This is a genomic window from Jeotgalibacillus marinus (assembly GCF_040801915.1).
GTDB lineage: Bacteria > Bacillota > Bacilli > Bacillales > Jeotgalibacillaceae > Jeotgalibacillus > Jeotgalibacillus marinus.
This window is the reverse complement of sequence record NZ_JBFMIA010000003.1, coordinates 232312-249569: the sequence shown is the minus strand read 5'-3', so window position 1 is coordinate 249569 and position 17258 is coordinate 232312. Positions and strand designations below refer to the sequence as shown.

Below are 17258 nucleotides of genomic sequence, written 5' to 3'. Positions count from 1 at the left end.
CTCCTTAACCAATGCATGTTCATTATCATAACATAAAGAAGATGGATGACTCTTGAACAACATACTTCTAAAGCATGTTTTGATTTTTAATTACGGTAGAGAGGAGAGTCAGCAATGGAAGATCGTGAACAACGATTACAGGATTTCAAATCATTTCTATTGAAAAAACCTCACGTCATTCAAACAGTACGTAAAGGAGAGAGCACTTGGCAAGAGATTTTTGAAGAGTGGTATTTATTCGGTGAAGATGATAAACATTGGAAAGGTGATGAAAGTGATAGTAGTAGTTCCTCGACCTCGATGCAATGGTTTAATACAGTGAAAAATAAAATTCAAGCGCTAGATGATAGTCAAATTGAGGAATATGTCGATCAATGTAAAGACGCTTTGGATATGCTTTCTGAGCTGCTGTCACAATTCCAATCACCCCAAACGGGTGAAACAAATGAAACGAAAAACGAGTCTTACATGACATATTGGAAATAGAGTAAGATTCGTTTTTATCTTTGCACCTAACGTGTTAAAATACATTCACGGAGGTGCAAAATGTTTTCAACAATTGAACGAATGGAATTGCTTGACTTATCAGAAGAACTATCTGAAATGATCATGCATTCAGATATCACTGTCCAGTACTTACATTACTATCATGAACTTAAGTCCTCAAAAGAGTCGATGGATAAAATAAATCGTTTTGTGAAGCTAAAGGAATTGTATGAAGAAGTACAACGTTTTGGCCGCTATCATCCTGATTATACGAGAGTCATGAAAGAAATTAGAGAAACGAAACGAGAGATGGATATGGATTCTAATGTAGCTCAGTTTCGGATAGCAGAAAATAAGCTACAAGGTATGCTCGATGAAGTAAGCTTGCTAATCGGTCATGCAGTATCGGAAAACGTGAAAGTCCCTACTGGAAATGCATTTTTTGATTCAAGTTCAGGATGCAGCGGAGGCTGTGGAACTGGCGGAGGATGTTCTTGCTCAGCTTAATAATTACACATACTAAAACCCTATGTGGCACAGCCACATAGGGTTTTAGTATTCATTCGTCGTGTTCAATAAGCTGCAATGCTATATCTGGACGATCGGTGATAATTCCATGTGCGCCATAACGTAGGAGCCTGTCCATCGTTTCAACGTCATTTACTGTCCAGTATTCTACATGAATATTAAGTGATGTTAAAAATTCAATAAACGCTTGTGAATCAAGCGGGATAACACCATACTTCACTGGGATTTGTATTGCATCAGTTCTCGGATGGTACAGGTGACCAAATCCACTTTTAAACAAAGAAAACGCTTTTCTTGCTTCATTATATCCCCCGCCGATAGCTACACGATCTTGTGCGTATAGAGAGAAACGATCAATTTGCTCATCGTAAAAGCTTGTTACAAGCACGCGATCTTCTACGCCAAGCTTTTCAATTAAACGCCATACTTTAGATGGCATTAAACTTCCTTCATAAGAATCAGGGTCTTCTTTCATATCTAAATTGATTAAATGGTCTGGAAATGCTTCAAATAATTCTTTCAATGTGATGATTTTCTCGCCAGCACCACGATGCGTTTGCTTCCCTTGTAAATCACGGAAGTGGAAGCCTAGCTCAAACTCTTTTAATTCATCAAGAGTATAATCGGAAATTCTTCCTGCACCATCTGTTGTGCGGTCAATAAAACGATCATGGAAAACGACAAGGTGTTCGTCTTTTGTTAAACGAACGTCGATTTCAAATCCATCGACGCCTAATTCTGCAGCGTGTTTAAACGCAGCCATTGAACTTTCCGGCGCTAAATCAGCACCACCTCTATGTGCGAAAACACGTGGCTTCTCGCCTTGGAAATACCGTTTTTCTGGGCGTTTTTCTGGTTTTGATACGATTTTTGAACCAGCCCAAATGGCGGCAACAGAAGCTGTAAGAGCTAAGATGATTTTCGTTTTCTTTCCCATGTTTCATCCCCCGTTTCGATATGTACGTCATCTTCATGGTAGCACGATACTCTATCACCGAACAAATGTAACTTGTGTGATGCTCTTATTCAAATCGAATACAATCAGGGCAAAGGTTCCCACAACAAAACATTTTTTCTTGTGGAACGTAAAACCGGTGTCGGAACACATAATTCAACCCATTCGTTCTCACTGAAATGGTTTCTGAGTGAAGTCGTTTCCCTCTCATTGCTTGGCCTGCACACATTTTTATTTTAATGTGCAGTTCATCTTTTTCCACTGTATCAGCAGTCACGTATAGAAATGGAATCCCAGCCACTCTTTTCCAATGAACGCTTTTGATCCCGTTTGTATTCGATAGGTTGTTAATGAAGCCTTCCCAAATAAGGTCAATGTCCATTATCGCTTCCTCCATTCATAGAATCGTTGCCGATCAGTGTTTTGTTATGCTACAATTTAACATAATGAAAACAGGTGAGGTAATGAATATGCTAATGGATCGACAAGGACTAATCGTATGGCTTCATAGCCTAAAACATGCTAAAACGTTAAGAAGATTTGGTAATGTTCATTTCGTATCAAGAAAGATGAAGTATGTCTTATTATACTGTAATCAAAATGAAGTTGAAAAGCTTGTAGATAAATTGACAAATTATTCGTATGTAAAGAAAGTGGAAGTGTCTCAGCGTCCATTTGTTAAAACGGAATATGAAAATGCAAAACCTGATAAAGCAAAAGAATATGATTACAAGATGGGTTTATAGGTTAGACTATAAAAGGCGAGAACGCTATGGTTCTCGCCTTTTATGATAGTGTATTAATATAACGATTAACCCTCAAAATGCCAATCAAATACTGATAAAACAACTCTTTTTCAGCAAACCTAGTTGATGGCTGTACCTCAATTTCAGTCAAAGAAAGAGAGTACTCTTTAGATGCTTGAACGAATAAATCATATCGCTTATTTTTAATAACTCTTGGATCTGGAATTCCTTCTCTACATATATAAAGAGCTTGAAATTTCCCCGGGTCCGTCATTTTCATCACTGCAACCAAAGAGGTTTTGGACTGTTCTCCTTCTTTTGTATGAAGAGCTAGTAGTCTCTCTACTCGTTGATGATTATGCTTAATCGCTTCCAAAAGTTCATAAATATCTGAGTATCCTTCGCCAAGTTCAATAAATCGTTGAATCATTGTCATTCTCCTTCCTCACATCCGACCATAAGTGTATCATCTCATGCATTTGTTTGCCTATTGTAAGTGTGAACGGTCGAAAAACTGAAGAAGAAAGATCTCTTCTTTCGATTGCGTAGCGTCCTCCTAAGAAATGTGGTAGGATAATGAACGAAATGAATGGATAAGTGGTGATAAAGTTGAGAGTTATATCTGGGGATAAAAAAGGAATTCATTTAAAAGCAGTTCCAGGGATGAATACTCGTCCAACAACGGACAAAGTGAAAGAATCCATTTTTAATATGATCGGTCCTTATTTTTCGGGCGGTTGGGGGCTAGACCTTTTTGCAGGTAGCGGTGGCCTTGGCATCGAAGCATTAAGTCGAGGAATAGATAAAATGATTTTTATTGATCGTGACCGTGATGCAATTAGCACAATTAAATTAAATATTGAACGATGTCAGTTTACAGATCAAACGGAAGTGTTTCGAAATGATGCAGAAAGAGCGTTGAAAGCGGTTTCTAAACGAGCGATCAAATTTTCGTGTGTATTTTTAGACCCTCCTTATAAAGTACAGAAGTTAGTCGATCTACTAAATACCATTGAAAAAAATCATATGCTTACAGAGAATGGACTCGTTATGTGTGAACACGATTCTGAGGTTCAATTACCCAAAACGATCGGAACGCTCAAATGTGTGCGAACGGAAATGTATGGTGGCACAGTAATTTCAATTTTCGAATTTGGACTATCGGATAAGGAGGAGTAATATATGGCAAGCAAAGCAGTTTGTCCAGGCAGTTTTGATCCGATTACATATGGTCATTTAGATATTATTTCAAGAGGAGCCAAAGTGTTTGATGAGCTTCATATTGTTGTGTTGAATAATTCATCAAAAGAACCAGCTTTTTCAGTCGAAGAACGTATGGAACTCATTCGTTCTGTTACGAAAGACATTCCAAACATAAAGGTTGACTCATATCGAGGTTTACTCGTAAATTATGCACGTGAAGTAAATGCTAATGCGATTATTCGAGGGTTACGAGCTGTTTCTGATTTCGAATATGAAATGCAAATCACTTCGATGAACCGCGTCTTACATGAAGAACTAGAAACATTTTTTATCATGACAAACAATCAATACTCATTCTTAAGTTCAAGTATCGTAAAAGAAGTGGCTCACTATGGAGGGGACATTTCTGAGCTTGTGCCACCACAAGTGGAAGAAGCTCTCGTTACGAAATATAACGTCAAAAAATAATCGCTTGCAGATGAAACTGAAATAGTTCATCTGCAAGCGATTTATTTTGTTGTAGTTGACCTTTGTTTGGTGAGGAATCTTACAGCAATAACAATGGATAAGATAGTAATCAGTGGTCCGTATTCATGACCTATCTGTAGTAGGTCACTGAACCATGAAGTCGTGGGAAACGTTGAAGCTTCTTGTGTAAGTAAGGAAGGTGATAAGTTATATCTTTCGTTAATATACAAGCAACCAAGGAAAAGAAGAGGGGACAGGAACGAATGAACAATGCGACAATATAAAAATGGTCGATAACTAAGTGGTGATTGATGTATGGATGATAAAATTTGAGCATGGATACAAAATCCACCAAATGAGATGATTGATAGTATGACCACACAACGAACGATAAAATCATTTTCAGCTATAGCCACATTTGCAACACCATTTGACATTTCTAAAACACCCAACATAAAACCGGTTGTCCAATCTGGTGAAATAGAAAAAAAGGAGCTTAAAGAAGATAATAGGGTATGAGGAAAATCAAATAATGAAAATTGAATAACCACCTCGCTTATGACAGAAAAAAATACAATCAGTCCACCTATTACAAGAAGTTGTTGAACAGAGGTAGTTACAGCTGATTGTAATGCAGACCCCAATGGAGGAGTATGATGATTTACAGGGGGAGGAGGCCTGTTTTCATGGTTGTCTCGATCCCGAATCAATCTGCCGACAACTATACCAATGATTACATTCCCTGCATAATGGGCAAGTAGAAGTAATAAACCAACTTGAGGGGTTTGTAACAGTCCTGCTGCTATGGCCCCAATGATGAATATAGGGCTCGCACCATTTGTATAACAAATTAACCTCTGTGCATCAGCGCGGCTGATTGTTCCTTCGTTATAGAGTTTAACGGACATCTTTGCTCCGACAGGAAAACCAGAAGAAAAGCCTAATATCATCACAATCGCTCCTTGCCCCGAAACGCGAAAAAGAGGTTTCATGACTTTTTCTAACAATCGGCCTATATAGTTTGTCCAAGTTGCGTTTGGTAATAGATCGGATAAAATAAAAAAAGGCAATAGGGAAGGGAAAACGACGGTCCACCAAAGATCTAATCCTCTTGAGGAAGCATTAAGTGCTTCTTCCGGGTATAGAATAAGTCCTAACAAGCAAAAAAATATACTTGCTGAAAATAGTTGTGGGTACATTCGTTGTGTCATTTTCGATACGTTCCTCTCTTGAATATGCAATGTTAGGAAGGGCATCCTTTGCTATCCATTAACTTCAGTGGCAAAATAGACAAGTACATTCTTTTTATACTTTATGTTTTCTCCTTAACAATAGAACGGCTATGCCTTTGGGAGGGTTATAAAGATGGAACCAAAAATTGGTCTTGCGTTAGGTTCTGGAGGAGCTAGGGGGTATGCACATCTCGGTGTTCTGAAAGTGTTAGAAGATGAAAAGATTCCGATCGATTTAGTGGCAGGCAGCAGTATGGGGGCACTTGTAGCTGCTTTTTATTGTTCAGGTCACGACTTGGAAAATCTTTATCGCCTTGCGAATACATTCAGAAGTAAATTTTTTGTTGACTTATCCGTTCCTCGAATGGGTTTTATTACAGGTGAAAAAATCAAACAGTTCGTTAAGCTTTTTACTCACCAAAAGCAACTGGAAGATTTGAATATTCCATTAACTATTGTTGCTACAGATATTGTCCGAGCAGAACGGTATGTTTTTACAACTGGACCTATTGATGTAGCTGTACGTGCAAGTATTGCAATACCAGGCATTTTTGTTCCAGAGAAAGTAGGCGATCGATTACTAGTGGATGGAGGAGTTATTGATCGTGTGCCAGCAACAGTTGCTAGGGAAATGGGCGCTGATGTTGTTATTGGAGTTGATGTTTCACAAGTTAAGCGAAACGCTGAAATTAACACAATATACGATGTGATTATGCAAAGTATTGATATACTGCAAGCAGAAATCTTACGATACAGAGCTTCTACTGCCGATGTAATAATCAGCCCGAAAGTTGAACAGTTTAGCGGAAAAACGTATCAGCAAGCAGCTGAGATAATCCGTTTCGGGGAAGAAGAAACACAAAAAGCAATACCGGCAATTCGCCAAGCGATTGAAAATTGGAAGGAGCGTCAATCAGTTGATGAGAAATAAACGTTGGATGTCCGTACTACTTGCGTTTGCAATAATATTATTAGTTGCGAGCTTTTATACACTCCCTTTTTATGTTCAAAAGCCTGGGAGTGCCTTCTCCCTTGATGAAATTGTTGAGGTTGAAGGCTCCTCGCATAGTCAGGGAGAGTTTTCACTAATGACCGTTTCACAAGTTCAGGCAAATGCTTTTGCATACATTTGGGCTAAATTTGATAATTATCAATCTATTTATCCGGTTGATCAAGTTCGCAATCCTCATGAAAGTGAGCAGGAATACTCATTAAGGCAATCATATTTAATGGATGATTCTTCTTCTCAAGCAATCGAAGTAGCGTTTACGAAAGCTGATGCAGACTTCTCTTATACGTACCGTGGTGTTTATGTATTAAACGTGTATCCAGATATGCCAGCAGAAGACCTGCTAAATGCAGGAGACAGAATTACAGCTATTGATGATTTGAAGTTTGAATCATCCGAAGAATTCATCGAGTACGTTGCTCAAAAAAAAGAAGGGGACAAAGTAAAGATTACAATTGAACGGGATGAAGAAACTTATAATGAAGTGCTTTCACTTCAAGCTTTTCCCGACATACCATCACAAATAGGGTTAGGGATTTCACTTGTAGACGATCGAATTGTGAATACAGACCCAAAGGTTTCCATTGATTCAGATGGTATTGGAGGCCCCTCTGCAGGACTCATGTATTCACTAGAAATTTATGATCAGTTAATCGAAGAGGATTTGACTAAAGGCTACAATATTGCTGGTACAGGGACGATTACATCAGAAGGGGAAGTTGGAAGGATTGGAGGCATTGAACAAAAAGTTGTGGCTGCTGATCGACAGGGGATCGAAATCTTTTTTGCCCCTGATGATAAGATCTCGAGTAATATTCTCGAACAAAACCCAGATATCAAAACAAACTATGAAGAAGCAGACGCAACTGCAAAAAACATTAAGAGTTCAATGAAGGTTATTCCAGTGAAAACGTTTGAAGACGCTCTTAATTATCTTGACTCACTCGATGAAAAATCTTAAAAATAAGTTAAGCCACGCGGTTTATTAGTCGAAAAACCGCGTGGCTTTTTATTAATGTTAAGAAAAATATCGTTCTATGCTCGTAAATGCTGCAAGCCACTTTTCTTAGGGTAATATGATTGGTGGGTTTGTATAGTCTGCTTGCATTAATTGTTGCTGAAGGGATGTGTTTTGGATTCCCATAGCATAAACAAATCCTGCACGTAAGTCGGTCGATAACAGAGGATCTTCTGTACGCCCAACTTTACTAATAAGCGGTAAGGAAAAATTCTTTTTTTGAGCGTTCAAATATGCTCTACCGCGCTGTGTCATGCCAAGTAAGCGCAAATAGGTAGGAGTTGGATTATCGATTATCTCTTCTTTTTTAGTATGAGTGAGCACATGTATGAGCATTCTTTGAATACGGGTCCATGTGTAACGTTTTGTTTTCACTTTTTTCATGAATGAATGAAATGAGGTCGATGTGCGTGCATGTTCAATTAAACGGTATTCAATACCTTCTTCTATTTCATAAATTTCTCTAAGTTCAAGTGGTGAATGCGTGATCAATAAGTGTTGTAGCAGCTGCCAATAATTTTCCCATTGATGAAATTGATGATATGTGTTGATGTACTGCTGGAGCTGAAGGTAGGTTGAAGTAGGAACGTGTTCTTTAATTTTTTCGAGTGATCCATCAAAAATGGCTTTTCTGATACTGGTAGCACTAGAGATTTTGCCGGTATGTAAAGTTGCCTCATGGTACCCAGATGATTTACGTAGAATCGTATATGGTTTTATTGTACGAGCCTGCTTTTTGATCGCTTCAACATATTGTAGTCCAAGCATATTGTTTGGTTGAGATAAGTCGAGTGCTTGTAGGCCTGTGGTTAAATGCTCATAGCTTTTAGCTACAGACGAAGGATAGCTATACCCTTTCTTCATAAATTCTTTAATTTGGGAGTCTAGAGCATCTTGATTGTTATTTTTCCAATGGATTCTTTCAATGAAAGTGTCTTCTTTTCCATCTTCACTACCAAAACACAATGCTTCACAGCCAATTGCATCTAACAATGTAACTGCACCTAAGGCGAAGTTTGAAGCGTGTTGCGTTGCAAATGCATATGGCAGTTCAATCACTACATCAACACCTGCTGAAAGTGCCATCCTTGTACGCTCCCACTTTGACACGAGGGCCGGTTCTCCTCGCTGTAAAAATGGACCGCTCATGACAGCAATAAGTACATCGTTTCCAGTTATTTTTCTAGACTCGGTAGCGTGGAGTAAATGTCCATTGTGAAATGGGTTGTATTCAACAACGATTCCCGTAGCTTTCATCAATAAGCACCCTTTCTAAAAAGCCTAAATTTTTTCCCTTTCGAGCGTGATTCATTTAGGTTATAATAGCATTTAAGGTCGATGGTTGGAAGCATCGATCTTTCAACATGTATTGTAAAGAAAAAATCTTGACATTCCCTATTAGCAGGGATATAATCAACTTTGTGCCTTGAGGTGATGACAGTTGAAATGGTCAATCATTCAATTACAAAAGTTTCGTAACGAAGCGTTCTTATTGGATGAAACAATAGAGATGAACGAATTAACGAAGCGCAATTCTGAGATTCGAAATGTAAGTCCTGTTCATGTAACTGGACGAGCAGATATCAGCTCTGCAAAAATTACGTTTCATCTACACATTGAAGCAAGACTGACCCTTCCATGTGCGAGAACACTTGTGGATGTTCCTTATCCTGTATCAGTTGATACAATCGAAACCTTTCTACTCAATCCTTTCTATACGGAAGAAGGCTCTAATGAGGAAACACATCATTTAGAAGGTGATGTAGTGAATCTATTGCCTATTATTGAGGAAATTCTAATTCTACAGATTCCTTTACAGGTCTTTAGTGATAAAGCAGCGGAAGAGGAAGGCATGCTGACCGGCAAAGGCTGGGACGTGTTGTCTGAAGAAGAAATTGAACAAGAAAGAGTAAAGGAACAATCAGAACAGCCCAAAACGGATCCTCGTTTAGCTGATCTTGCGAAGTTTTTCAACGAAAATAAAAATACGTAAAACATGGACTGACTTTAACTAGAACGTTCAGTTTACAAACACTCTCTATAAGGAGGTGGGAAATATGGCGGTACCAGCTAGAAGAACATCGAAAACTGCAAAGAGAAAGCGTCGTACGCATTTCAAATTGTCAGTACCGGGTATGGTAAAATGCTCTAACTGCGGAGAAATGAAACTTTCTCACCGCGTGTGTAAAGCGTGCGGAACATATAAGGGCAAGGAAGTAGCAAGCAACTAATTGAACTGTATTGATGGTTCGTATAAGAAACCCACCAAAGAGGCCATGGCTCTTTGGTGGGTTTTTTATTTTTGCATTCTTCATCCAGTGTAAGCAGCTAACTTCTCTATGGTTACGTACCCAAGTAGGCAAAAGGCGTGGTTGCGTTTGGCTAAACCGTCGCTTATTTATTGATCGTCTTTTGCTCTTGTTGGGGATGTAGAGCATAGCGCATACAGCTTTTGTTTTAACTTTTGAGGGGTTAAAAACAGAAGGTGTGCATGGTACAATCAAACAGTATATGCAACAATGGAGGCGATGCAGTTTGGGGTATAAGATTGAATCACGAGATTCAGTGTTGATTTTTTGTATTAATCGACCAAGTAAAAGAAATGCAGTGAATTATGATGTGATGGATGGATTGCAACAAGCGATTGATAGGGCGAAAATTCAAGATAATATAAAAGCTTTAATGATAACGGGCGAGGGAACAAAAGCATTTTGTTCTGGAGGAGATATTCAAGCGTTTCACTCACTTAAATCTCAGCAAGAGGCACATCACATGCTTTCTAAAATGGGTCACATCTTATACAATTTAGCAACGCTACCGAAGATTACAGTCGCATTTATTAATGGAACAGCGATTGGTGGTGGCTGTGAAATTGCAGCTGCGTGCGACTTTAGAGTTGCTCGTCCTCAAGCGAAACTAGGGTTCATTCAAGCAAGTCTAGCAATTACAACTGGCTGGGGTGGTGGCGCGCTTTTATATGAACGACTTATTCCGAATCAAGCCTTGCATTTATTAACTACAGCAAATATTTATCCAGCTGAAAAGCTTCGAGAAACAGGCTTTATCGATTACATGGTGAAAGGACAATCTCTGGGAGAGGTGTTAGAATTAATAAAGCCGATGCTACTAAAAAATGTACACGTCCTTGCTGCTTATAAGCAAATGCTTATCGAAAAATGGAAGCGTGGAGACTTGCAACAACGTATGGACCTGGAAATATTGAAATGCTCATTGCTTTGGGAAAAGCAGGAACACCATGATGCGGTCGATCAATTTTTAAACTCGTCATCTCGTAAAAACACGAACTCTTAAAATTTCGTGTTTTTTTTGTGTCTATTTCCTAGTTATTTGCATAGACTAACAGTAGATTGTATTTCTATTAGGGGGTAAAGAGATGATGAAGGTTCGACAAGATGGATGGACAGAAGCAGAAGATAAATGGTTAGAAGAAGCTGTGCTCTCTCATATTAAGTCTGGAAGCACTCAACTGAGGGCATTTGAAGAGATTGCTCAAAGAGTCAATCGAACGCCTGCAGCATGTGGATTTCGTTGGAATTCTAGTATACGTAAAGAATGTCAACAGCAAATCGATCAAGCGAAAAAAGAACGTTATGCGAGCAGAAAAACATCGTCACCAACAACTAGAGCCATGGGGAGCTCCCCGCTAGAGTGGCCAGCCGATGAAATGGTAAAACAACTAGGACACTGGATCGATCGCATCACAACTCATGAGCATTCAGTAGATTGGCAGCAAAAATATCAAATGACGCAGCGTGAGCTGGATACTATAACAAAAGAAAAAGAAGAACTAGAAAATAAAGTTCAAGGACTAGAAGAAGATTACCGCGCTTTGTTATATCTAATAGAAAAAGCTAGAAAACTAGGCGTTGCAGAAGGAAAAGAAGAAACCTATGCAGAAGCTCCTGTTTTTAAAATGGAAACTAATGGTAATCTATTTCAACTAAACCGAAAATACGCAGTCGAGAAGGGAACAGAGTGAAGAGGTTGATCGATAACAAAAGCGGAAGCGGATCGTCCATTCCGACTCTGATATTAGGGTCTAGTCGCTGTAGTTAGTGAAATGTTGACCTTATAAAACAGAGGGAGCAATAGGCCTCCCTCTATTTCTATTTTTTAGGAAACTATATCTTAAGTGTGGATAACTAAACTGTCATAACTTATTTCATTCAGCGAAAACCCACAACTCCTCCATTTTTTGCCACATACCTAGAAAAATACTTACTTATGTTGTGCGTCTTATGGTTGACTTGACTGAACGAGCCGCTTGTGCTCTTATACGAAAATTTTAGTGTTTCTGTTCTGTTACTCCATCTGGGTACCAAACGAGTGGATTTTCACCTAAATCTCGTTCCATATCATATGTAACTTTTTCAAACCCCATCTTTTCCCAAAAATTATGGGATTGTACGCGTGGATTTGTTTTAATCGGTACACCAAAGCTTTTAGCGAACTGTACCATTTGAGCACCGTAGCCTTTTTTTTGATAGCCAGGTAGCACTTCAAGTTTCCAAAGCTCTAAGTAATCTTGCGCAGGTTCAAAGTATCGATCAAAACGAGCATCTCTTCTATAAATATTCATTCGGGCAATCAATTTATTACCTAGATAAATTCCGTAAAAAGGAGATTCACTATCGTTTTCTACCATATTCGTTTCGAGCTCATCCATCATCGATAACTCTTGTAAGCCTATTTCTCGAAATTTAGTAAACTCCTCAAGCGTTTTGTAGTTAATGCTTAAACTTTCAACTTTACATTCCATTCATTAACACTCCTTACATTGCTATTCCCCACGAATGCCTTTATTTCTCCATTGGTTCTAGGATATCACGTGCAAAAAAAGAACATTCCGTGTGGTATTTATCATTATTATATTACAACGAAACAAAAAATTCTGCACATTTCATCAGAAAGCGTTTACAATGGAAGTGGGAAAAGTTAGATTAAACAATATCATACTATTGGTTTCTAGTAGTTTTCATAAAATAGTATGTGAAAGGGATGGAAAGGGGTAAGGGTATGAAGAAACTATTAATTGCGAATAGAGGAGAAATTGCTCTACGTATTATTCGTACTTGTAAAAAAATGAATATTGAAACAGTGGTGATTTATTCTGAAGCGGATGCACAGCTACCTTTTGTCAAAGAAGCAGATGTAGTGCATTATATTGGACCACCACCTATTGCACAATCGTATTTAAAAATGGATGACATCCTACAAATTGCAATCAGTGAAAAAGTAGATGCTATTCACCCGGGGTATGGTTTGTTGTCTGAAAATGCTCAGTTTGCGAAAAAAGTTGAAGAAGCAGGTATGTGTTTTGTTGGACCAGATTCTTCAATAATTGAGCGAATGGGAGATAAAATACAAGCACGAAAAACAATGATTGATGCAGGTGTTCCTGTCGTTCCTGGTCAAGAAAGTGAATCGGCGGATGTAGAAGCAGCAATTGAATTTGCAAAAAAAGTGGGATACCCAATTATGCTAAAAGCAAGCAGTGGTGGCGGTGGCGTTGGGATGATTCGTTGTGATAATGAACAAGCGCTCAATCAACACTTCGAATTAACAAAAAAACGCTCACAAACATACTTTGGTTCTGACGATCTTTTTATTGAAAAATACATACCAGAAGCCAGACATATTGAGGTGCAAATTTTTGGAGATCATCAGGGGCGTGTTTTTCATTTGTTTGAGCGCAATTGTTCCATGCAGCGTAGAAATCAAAAGGTAGTTGAAGAATCACCTTCTCCTCAATTATCGGATGCTGCCCGCGAACATATTTTAGCTGTCGCTATTCAAGCAGCTACAGCAGTTGGATACAAAAATGCAGGCACGATTGAAATGATTGTGGACGCCAATGAAAATGCCTACTTCTTAGAAATGAATACGCGACTTCAAGTTGAACATCCTGTTACAGAAATGGTCACGGGTGTTGATCTCATAGAATGGCAACTGTTAACTGCTAACGATGAACCACTTCCTATTACAGATCAACAACAAATTCGCGCTACAGGTCATGCGATCGAGTATCGACTGTATGCAGAGGACCCACAAACCTTTTTTCCATCTCCAGGTGAACTAACGCTTTTTGAATACCCCACTGGCGAGGGAGTTCGTGTAGATGAAGGCTATATAGAAGGAAACAAAGTTACGCCATTTTATGACCCAATGATTGCGAAAATTATCGTTCATGGCGATTCTCGAAATGATTGCTTAGCAAAATCACAATCTGTACTGGAACAAACGCGAGTGGAAGGCGTTAAAACAAATGTTCCACTCTTTTTATCTTTACTTAATCGTGAGATTTTTAAACAAGGAACTTACCATACACAATCATTACAACACATTGTTAAAGGAGAGAATTAATCATGAAAGAAATTCAATCATCTATGGCAGGTACGGTATTTAAAGTATTAGTTGCGCCTGGTGACAGTGTCGATACAGGGCAAACGGTGTTAATACTAGAATCTATGAAAATGGAGATTCCTGTAGATGTACAAATGGATGGGACGGTTGGAGAAGTGAAAGTAGTAGAAGGCGACTTCGTAAACGAAGGAGATACATTAGTCGTATTATCATAAGAATTTTTTGTTAGGAGGAAATCTTAATGAGTCAAAACGTAACCAATCAAAGTCGTTTAGAAGAAGTTACACAAAAAATTAAATCTGGCGGTCATGCCAAATACCATGAGAAGCAAGAAGAGCAAGGGAAGTTATTTGTACGTAAACGTTTGGAGTTATTACTTGATCATCATTCTTTCCAAGAGGATGGTATGTTTGCTAACCAAAGCGCTAGGGACTTACCAGCGGATGGTGTTGTAACAGGTACTGGTAAAATTGATGGCCGGACTGTTTGTGTGATGGCGAACGATTCCACTGTCAAAGCGGGATCATGGGGAGCGCGTACAGTTGAAAAAATTATTCGTATTCAAGAAACAGCCGAAAAGTTACGCGTGCCATTGTTGTATTTAGTGGATTCAGCAGGAGCGAGAATTACGGATCAGCTTGATATGTTTCCAAACCGAAGAGGAGCAGGGAAGATTTTTCATAACCAAGTTCGCTTGTCGGGAACAATTCCACAAATATGTTTGTTATTTGGTCCATCTGCAGCTGGCGGAGCTTACATCCCAGCGTTCTGTGACATCGTCATCATGGTGGATGGCAATGCGTCTATGTATCTAGGATCACCTCGTATGGCTGAAAAAGTAATAGGTGAGAAGGTAACATTAGAAGAAATGGGCGGAGCTCGCATGCACTGCTCAGTAAGTGGGTGTGGTGATATCCTTGCTGAAAATGAAGAAGAAGCAATCGCACAAGCTCAACGTTACTTAAGTTATTTTCCGGCAAATTTTAATGCAGAAGTACCTACAACTGATGGCGTTTCTCCATCTTCAGAAAAAGCACTCGCCGATCTGATTCCAGAAAACCAAAACGCACCGTTTGATATGTATGAAGCGATTGACTCGTTCGTTGATGGAAATAGTTTTTTTGAAATTAAAAAACTATTTGCACCAGAGTTAATTACTGGCTTAGCTAGGTTAGATGGCAAACCTGTAGGAATTATAGCTAACCAACCGCGTGTAAAGGGTGGAGTACTATTCGTAGACTCTGCAGATAAAGCAGCAAAATTTATCCAACTTTGCGATGCTTTTAGTATCCCGTTGCTTTTCCTTGCGGATGTTCCAGGGTTTATGATTGGAACGAAGGTTGAGCGTGCCGGAATTATTAGACACGGTGCAAAACTCATTGCAGCGATGAGCTCTGCGACTGTTCCTAAAATTTCTGTTGTCGTTCGAAAAGCATATGGTGCTGGTCTTTATGCAATGGCAGGTCCTGCATTTGAACCGGATTGTTGTATTGCGCTACCATCAGCTCAAATCGCTGTCATGGGTCCCGAGGCTGCTGTGAATGCTGTTTACTCGAATAAAATCCAAGAGATTGAAGATCAAAAAGAGCGTATTGTATTCGTTCAACAAAAGCATCAAGAATATAAAGAAGAAATCGATATCTATCGACTTGCTTCTGAACTAATCGTTGATGATATTGTTGAACCAAATGATTTACGACACGAGTTAATCAACCGTTTTGCTTTTTATGCGTCAAAACACATTCCGATAGCACCCAAAAAACATTCAGTTTATCCAGTATAAAAAAGAATCAACTACGAACGTTACAACATCGCGTGCGCCTGAAACGATATGTTGTAACGTTTTTTTTATTTTTGATTAAATTCGACTACCTTAACTATCTTATGTTTGCTAGACTAGTACGAAAGAAGGTGAAAAAGATGAACATATCCATTCTTGGGGCTGGAGCCATCGGCTTATTATTTTCAGCAAGACTCGCAAAGAGCGGTCACAATATACGTATTATTACTCACCATCAAAAACAAGCGGATCATATTAACCAAAATGGCATCACATGTCATGATCCAAACCAAAGCATGAATGCTTATGTTACCGCGAGTGCTGACCCTAGCATAGGTATAAAGAGCGATTGCTGGATCCTTACTGTTAAGCAGTACCAACTAAAAGAGTTACAGCCAGTCATTGAATCGATCTCTTATCACACGCCGATTATTTTTACTCAAAATGGCATGGGACATCTTGAATTCATGGAGTCTTTACCACATTCTCAACTTTTCGTTAGTACTGTTGAGCATGGAGCGAGTAAAGAGTCATCCACTACTGTTCACCACAATGGGATTGGTAGGTGGCAGATTGCTCCGTTTAAAGGTGAAAAAGAAAAACTAAAAGAGCTGTTAACCATCAATAATTCAGATTTCCCTATTCTTTTTCGACAAGAATATTATCATATGTTGCTAGAAAAACTGATTAAAAACATCATGATCAATTCTTTAACAGCGATTTTTCGCGTTCCGAATGGAGAACTTATACGTAATCCGTATCTTAGAAATTTGTTGCACGATCTATACCTTGAAATGATCCTGATTTTCCCTGAAGCTAAATCTTTTTTGTCAATACAGCAAGTCGAATCCCTTTGTATCAAGACAGCGGAAAATACATCCTCAATGAATGCTGATCTGCAACAAGGCAGGAAAACAGAGGTGGACAGCATTTTAGGTTTTGCAATCAACGTAGCGTCTCAAAAGGGTGTTCGTACGCCGTTACTTCATTTTTTAAATAAAGCCATTTGTGGATTGGAATTTCGAGAGGGGATCAGATCGTGACAAATGTTGCGGTGTTTTTTCTAGGTGTTTTTTTATGTGTCCCTTTACTGGTGTATGTGATTTTATTTTCATTGATAAAAGGACTAATTAGAAATCATAAGCGATCCGTAAAATTCGCGGTGTACGGAACCACCCCGTTTGCTTTTGGGGCAGTGTATTTTTCCATTTTATCGATATGGAATGTATCACTTCTTTGGTTGATGTTAATTGGAATGGCGATAATGGGTATTAGTGTTGTTTCTTATTTATGGAGGCAAGACGCTGATTTACATTGGAGTAAAATAGTAGCAGGTTTTTGGGGCTTGAATTTCGTGTTATTCATGTGCTGCCATGCCTTATTAGTGACTTATGGAGTTTCACGTGAAGTCTTCTTGGCAATTGTCCGCTAAGTAAGCAACTTCTTTCT

22 protein-coding genes are annotated in these 17258 nt (G+C 38.8%); 16 read left to right on the top strand and 6 right to left on the bottom strand.

Annotated elements, in window-relative coordinates; translation table 11 throughout:
• The first annotated feature begins 114 nt into the window (after window positions 1–114).
• Window positions 115–486 (top strand): spore coat protein YlbD, encoded by a 372-nt coding sequence (gene ylbD / locus AB1471_RS06360; RefSeq protein WP_367778894.1) that lies wholly within the window; start codon window positions 115–117, stop codon window positions 484–486.
• Window positions 487–546: 60 nt separating this feature from the next.
• Window positions 547–993 carry a YlbF/YmcA family competence regulator gene (locus AB1471_RS06355; RefSeq protein ID WP_367778893.1) on the top strand — a complete coding sequence of 149 codons (447 nt, stop codon included), beginning with the start codon at window positions 547–549 and terminating at the stop codon, window positions 991–993.
• 52 nt (window positions 994–1045) lie between these two features.
• Here the strand turns inward: AB1471_RS06355 and AB1471_RS06350 are convergent, their stop codons facing one another.
• Window positions 1046–1951 carry a glycerophosphodiester phosphodiesterase family protein gene (locus tag AB1471_RS06350; RefSeq protein WP_367778892.1) on the bottom strand — a complete coding sequence of 302 codons (906 nt, stop codon included), beginning with the start codon at window positions 1949–1951 and terminating at the stop codon, window positions 1046–1048.
• 85 nt (window positions 1952–2036) lie between these two features.
• Entirely contained in the window at window positions 2037–2351 is a 315-nt protein-coding gene (locus AB1471_RS06345) for a hypothetical protein (RefSeq protein ID WP_367778891.1), read from the bottom strand.
• 88 nt (window positions 2352–2439) lie between these two features.
• Between AB1471_RS06345 and AB1471_RS06340 the strand changes: the two genes are divergently transcribed.
• On the top strand, window positions 2440–2715 hold the full coding sequence (locus tag AB1471_RS06340) for a YlbG family protein (protein ID WP_367778995.1): 276 nt from the start codon (window positions 2440–2442) through the stop codon (window positions 2713–2715).
• Window positions 2716–2755: 40 nt separating this feature from the next.
• Here the strand turns inward: AB1471_RS06340 and AB1471_RS06335 are convergent, their stop codons facing one another.
• A complete protein-coding gene (locus AB1471_RS06335; protein WP_367778890.1) occupies window positions 2756–3145 on the bottom strand; it encodes a DUF7147 family protein in 390 nt (129 codons plus the stop codon).
• A gap of 179 nt (window positions 3146–3324) precedes the next feature.
• Here AB1471_RS06335 and rsmD point away from each other — a divergent pair, with 179 nt between their 5' ends.
• Both rsmD and coaD read left to right on the top strand, forming a co-directional pair.
• Entirely contained in the window at window positions 3325–3894 is a 570-nt protein-coding gene (rsmD, locus tag AB1471_RS06330) for a 16S rRNA (guanine(966)-N(2))-methyltransferase RsmD (protein WP_367778889.1), read from the top strand.
• A 3-nt stretch (window positions 3895–3897) separates the two neighbouring features.
• Window positions 3898–4386: a pantetheine-phosphate adenylyltransferase gene (gene coaD / locus AB1471_RS06325; RefSeq protein WP_367778888.1), complete on the top strand. Its 489-nt coding sequence runs from the start codon at window positions 3898–3900 to the stop codon at window positions 4384–4386.
• A gap of 41 nt (window positions 4387–4427) precedes the next feature.
• On the opposite strand, the gene AB1471_RS06320 is transcribed toward coaD, so the two are convergent.
• On the bottom strand, window positions 4428–5597 hold the full coding sequence (locus tag AB1471_RS06320; RefSeq protein ID WP_367778887.1) for a nucleoside recognition domain-containing protein: 1170 nt from the start codon (window positions 5595–5597) through the stop codon (window positions 4428–4430).
• A 154-nt stretch (window positions 5598–5751) separates the two neighbouring features.
• On the opposite strand from AB1471_RS06320, the gene AB1471_RS06315 reads away from it, so the two are divergent.
• Window positions 5752–6549 carry a patatin-like phospholipase family protein gene (locus tag AB1471_RS06315; RefSeq protein ID WP_367778886.1) on the top strand — a complete coding sequence of 266 codons (798 nt, stop codon included), beginning with the start codon at window positions 5752–5754 and terminating at the stop codon, window positions 6547–6549.
• Entirely contained in the window at window positions 6539–7588 is a 1050-nt protein-coding gene (locus AB1471_RS06310; RefSeq protein WP_367778994.1) for a SepM family pheromone-processing serine protease, read from the top strand. Before AB1471_RS06315 ends, AB1471_RS06310 begins: the two co-directional genes overlap by 11 nt.
• 105 nt (window positions 7589–7693) lie before the next feature.
• Here the strand turns inward: AB1471_RS06310 and AB1471_RS06305 are convergent, their stop codons facing one another.
• Window positions 7694–8902: a nucleotidyltransferase gene (locus tag AB1471_RS06305; protein ID WP_367778885.1), complete on the bottom strand. Its 1209-nt coding sequence runs from the start codon at window positions 8900–8902 to the stop codon at window positions 7694–7696.
• Between the two features lie 184 nt (window positions 8903–9086).
• Between AB1471_RS06305 and AB1471_RS06300 the strand changes: the two genes are divergently transcribed.
• From AB1471_RS06300 to AB1471_RS06285, 4 genes are all read left to right on the top strand, one after another.
• Entirely contained in the window at window positions 9087–9638 is a 552-nt protein-coding gene (locus AB1471_RS06300) for a YceD family protein (protein ID WP_367778884.1), read from the top strand.
• A gap of 64 nt (window positions 9639–9702) precedes the next feature.
• Window positions 9703–9876, top strand: coding sequence for a 50S ribosomal protein L32 (rpmF, locus tag AB1471_RS06295; protein ID WP_367778883.1), 174 nt, complete (start codon window positions 9703–9705; stop codon window positions 9874–9876).
• 304 nt (window positions 9877–10180) lie between these two features.
• A complete protein-coding gene (locus AB1471_RS06290; RefSeq protein WP_367778882.1) occupies window positions 10181–10957 on the top strand; it encodes an enoyl-CoA hydratase/isomerase family protein in 777 nt (258 codons plus the stop codon).
• Between the two features lie 82 nt (window positions 10958–11039).
• The gene (locus AB1471_RS06285; protein ID WP_367778881.1) at window positions 11040–11645 is read left to right on the top strand and encodes an RsfA family transcriptional regulator; all 606 of its coding nucleotides are present in this window, start codon (window positions 11040–11042) and stop codon (window positions 11643–11645) included.
• 306 nt (window positions 11646–11951) lie between these two features.
• On the opposite strand, the gene AB1471_RS06280 is transcribed toward AB1471_RS06285, so the two are convergent.
• The gene (locus tag AB1471_RS06280) at window positions 11952–12425 is read right to left on the bottom strand and encodes an N-acetyltransferase (protein WP_367778880.1); all 474 of its coding nucleotides are present in this window, start codon (window positions 12423–12425) and stop codon (window positions 11952–11954) included.
• 257 nt (window positions 12426–12682) lie between these two features.
• Between AB1471_RS06280 and AB1471_RS06275 the strand changes: the two genes are divergently transcribed.
• The 5 genes from AB1471_RS06275 (at window position 12683) to AB1471_RS06255 (ending at window position 17241) form a co-directional block, all read left to right on the top strand.
• Entirely contained in the window at window positions 12683–14029 is a 1347-nt protein-coding gene (locus tag AB1471_RS06275) for an acetyl-CoA carboxylase biotin carboxylase subunit (protein WP_367778879.1), read from the top strand.
• A gap of 2 nt (window positions 14030–14031) precedes the next feature.
• On the top strand, window positions 14032–14244 hold the full coding sequence (locus AB1471_RS06270) for an acetyl-CoA carboxylase biotin carboxyl carrier protein subunit (protein ID WP_367778878.1): 213 nt from the start codon (window positions 14032–14034) through the stop codon (window positions 14242–14244).
• A gap of 26 nt (window positions 14245–14270) precedes the next feature.
• Window positions 14271–15812, top strand: a complete 1542-nt coding sequence (locus AB1471_RS06265; RefSeq protein ID WP_367778877.1) for an acyl-CoA carboxylase subunit beta — start codon at window positions 14271–14273, stop codon at window positions 15810–15812.
• 137 nt (window positions 15813–15949) lie between these two features.
• Entirely contained in the window at window positions 15950–16852 is a 903-nt protein-coding gene (locus AB1471_RS06260; RefSeq protein WP_367778876.1) for a ketopantoate reductase family protein, read from the top strand.
• Entirely contained in the window at window positions 16849–17241 is a 393-nt protein-coding gene (locus AB1471_RS06255; protein ID WP_367778875.1) for a DUF3397 domain-containing protein, read from the top strand. Before AB1471_RS06260 ends, AB1471_RS06255 begins: the two co-directional genes overlap by 4 nt.
• Window positions 17242–17258: the final 17 nt, after the last annotated feature.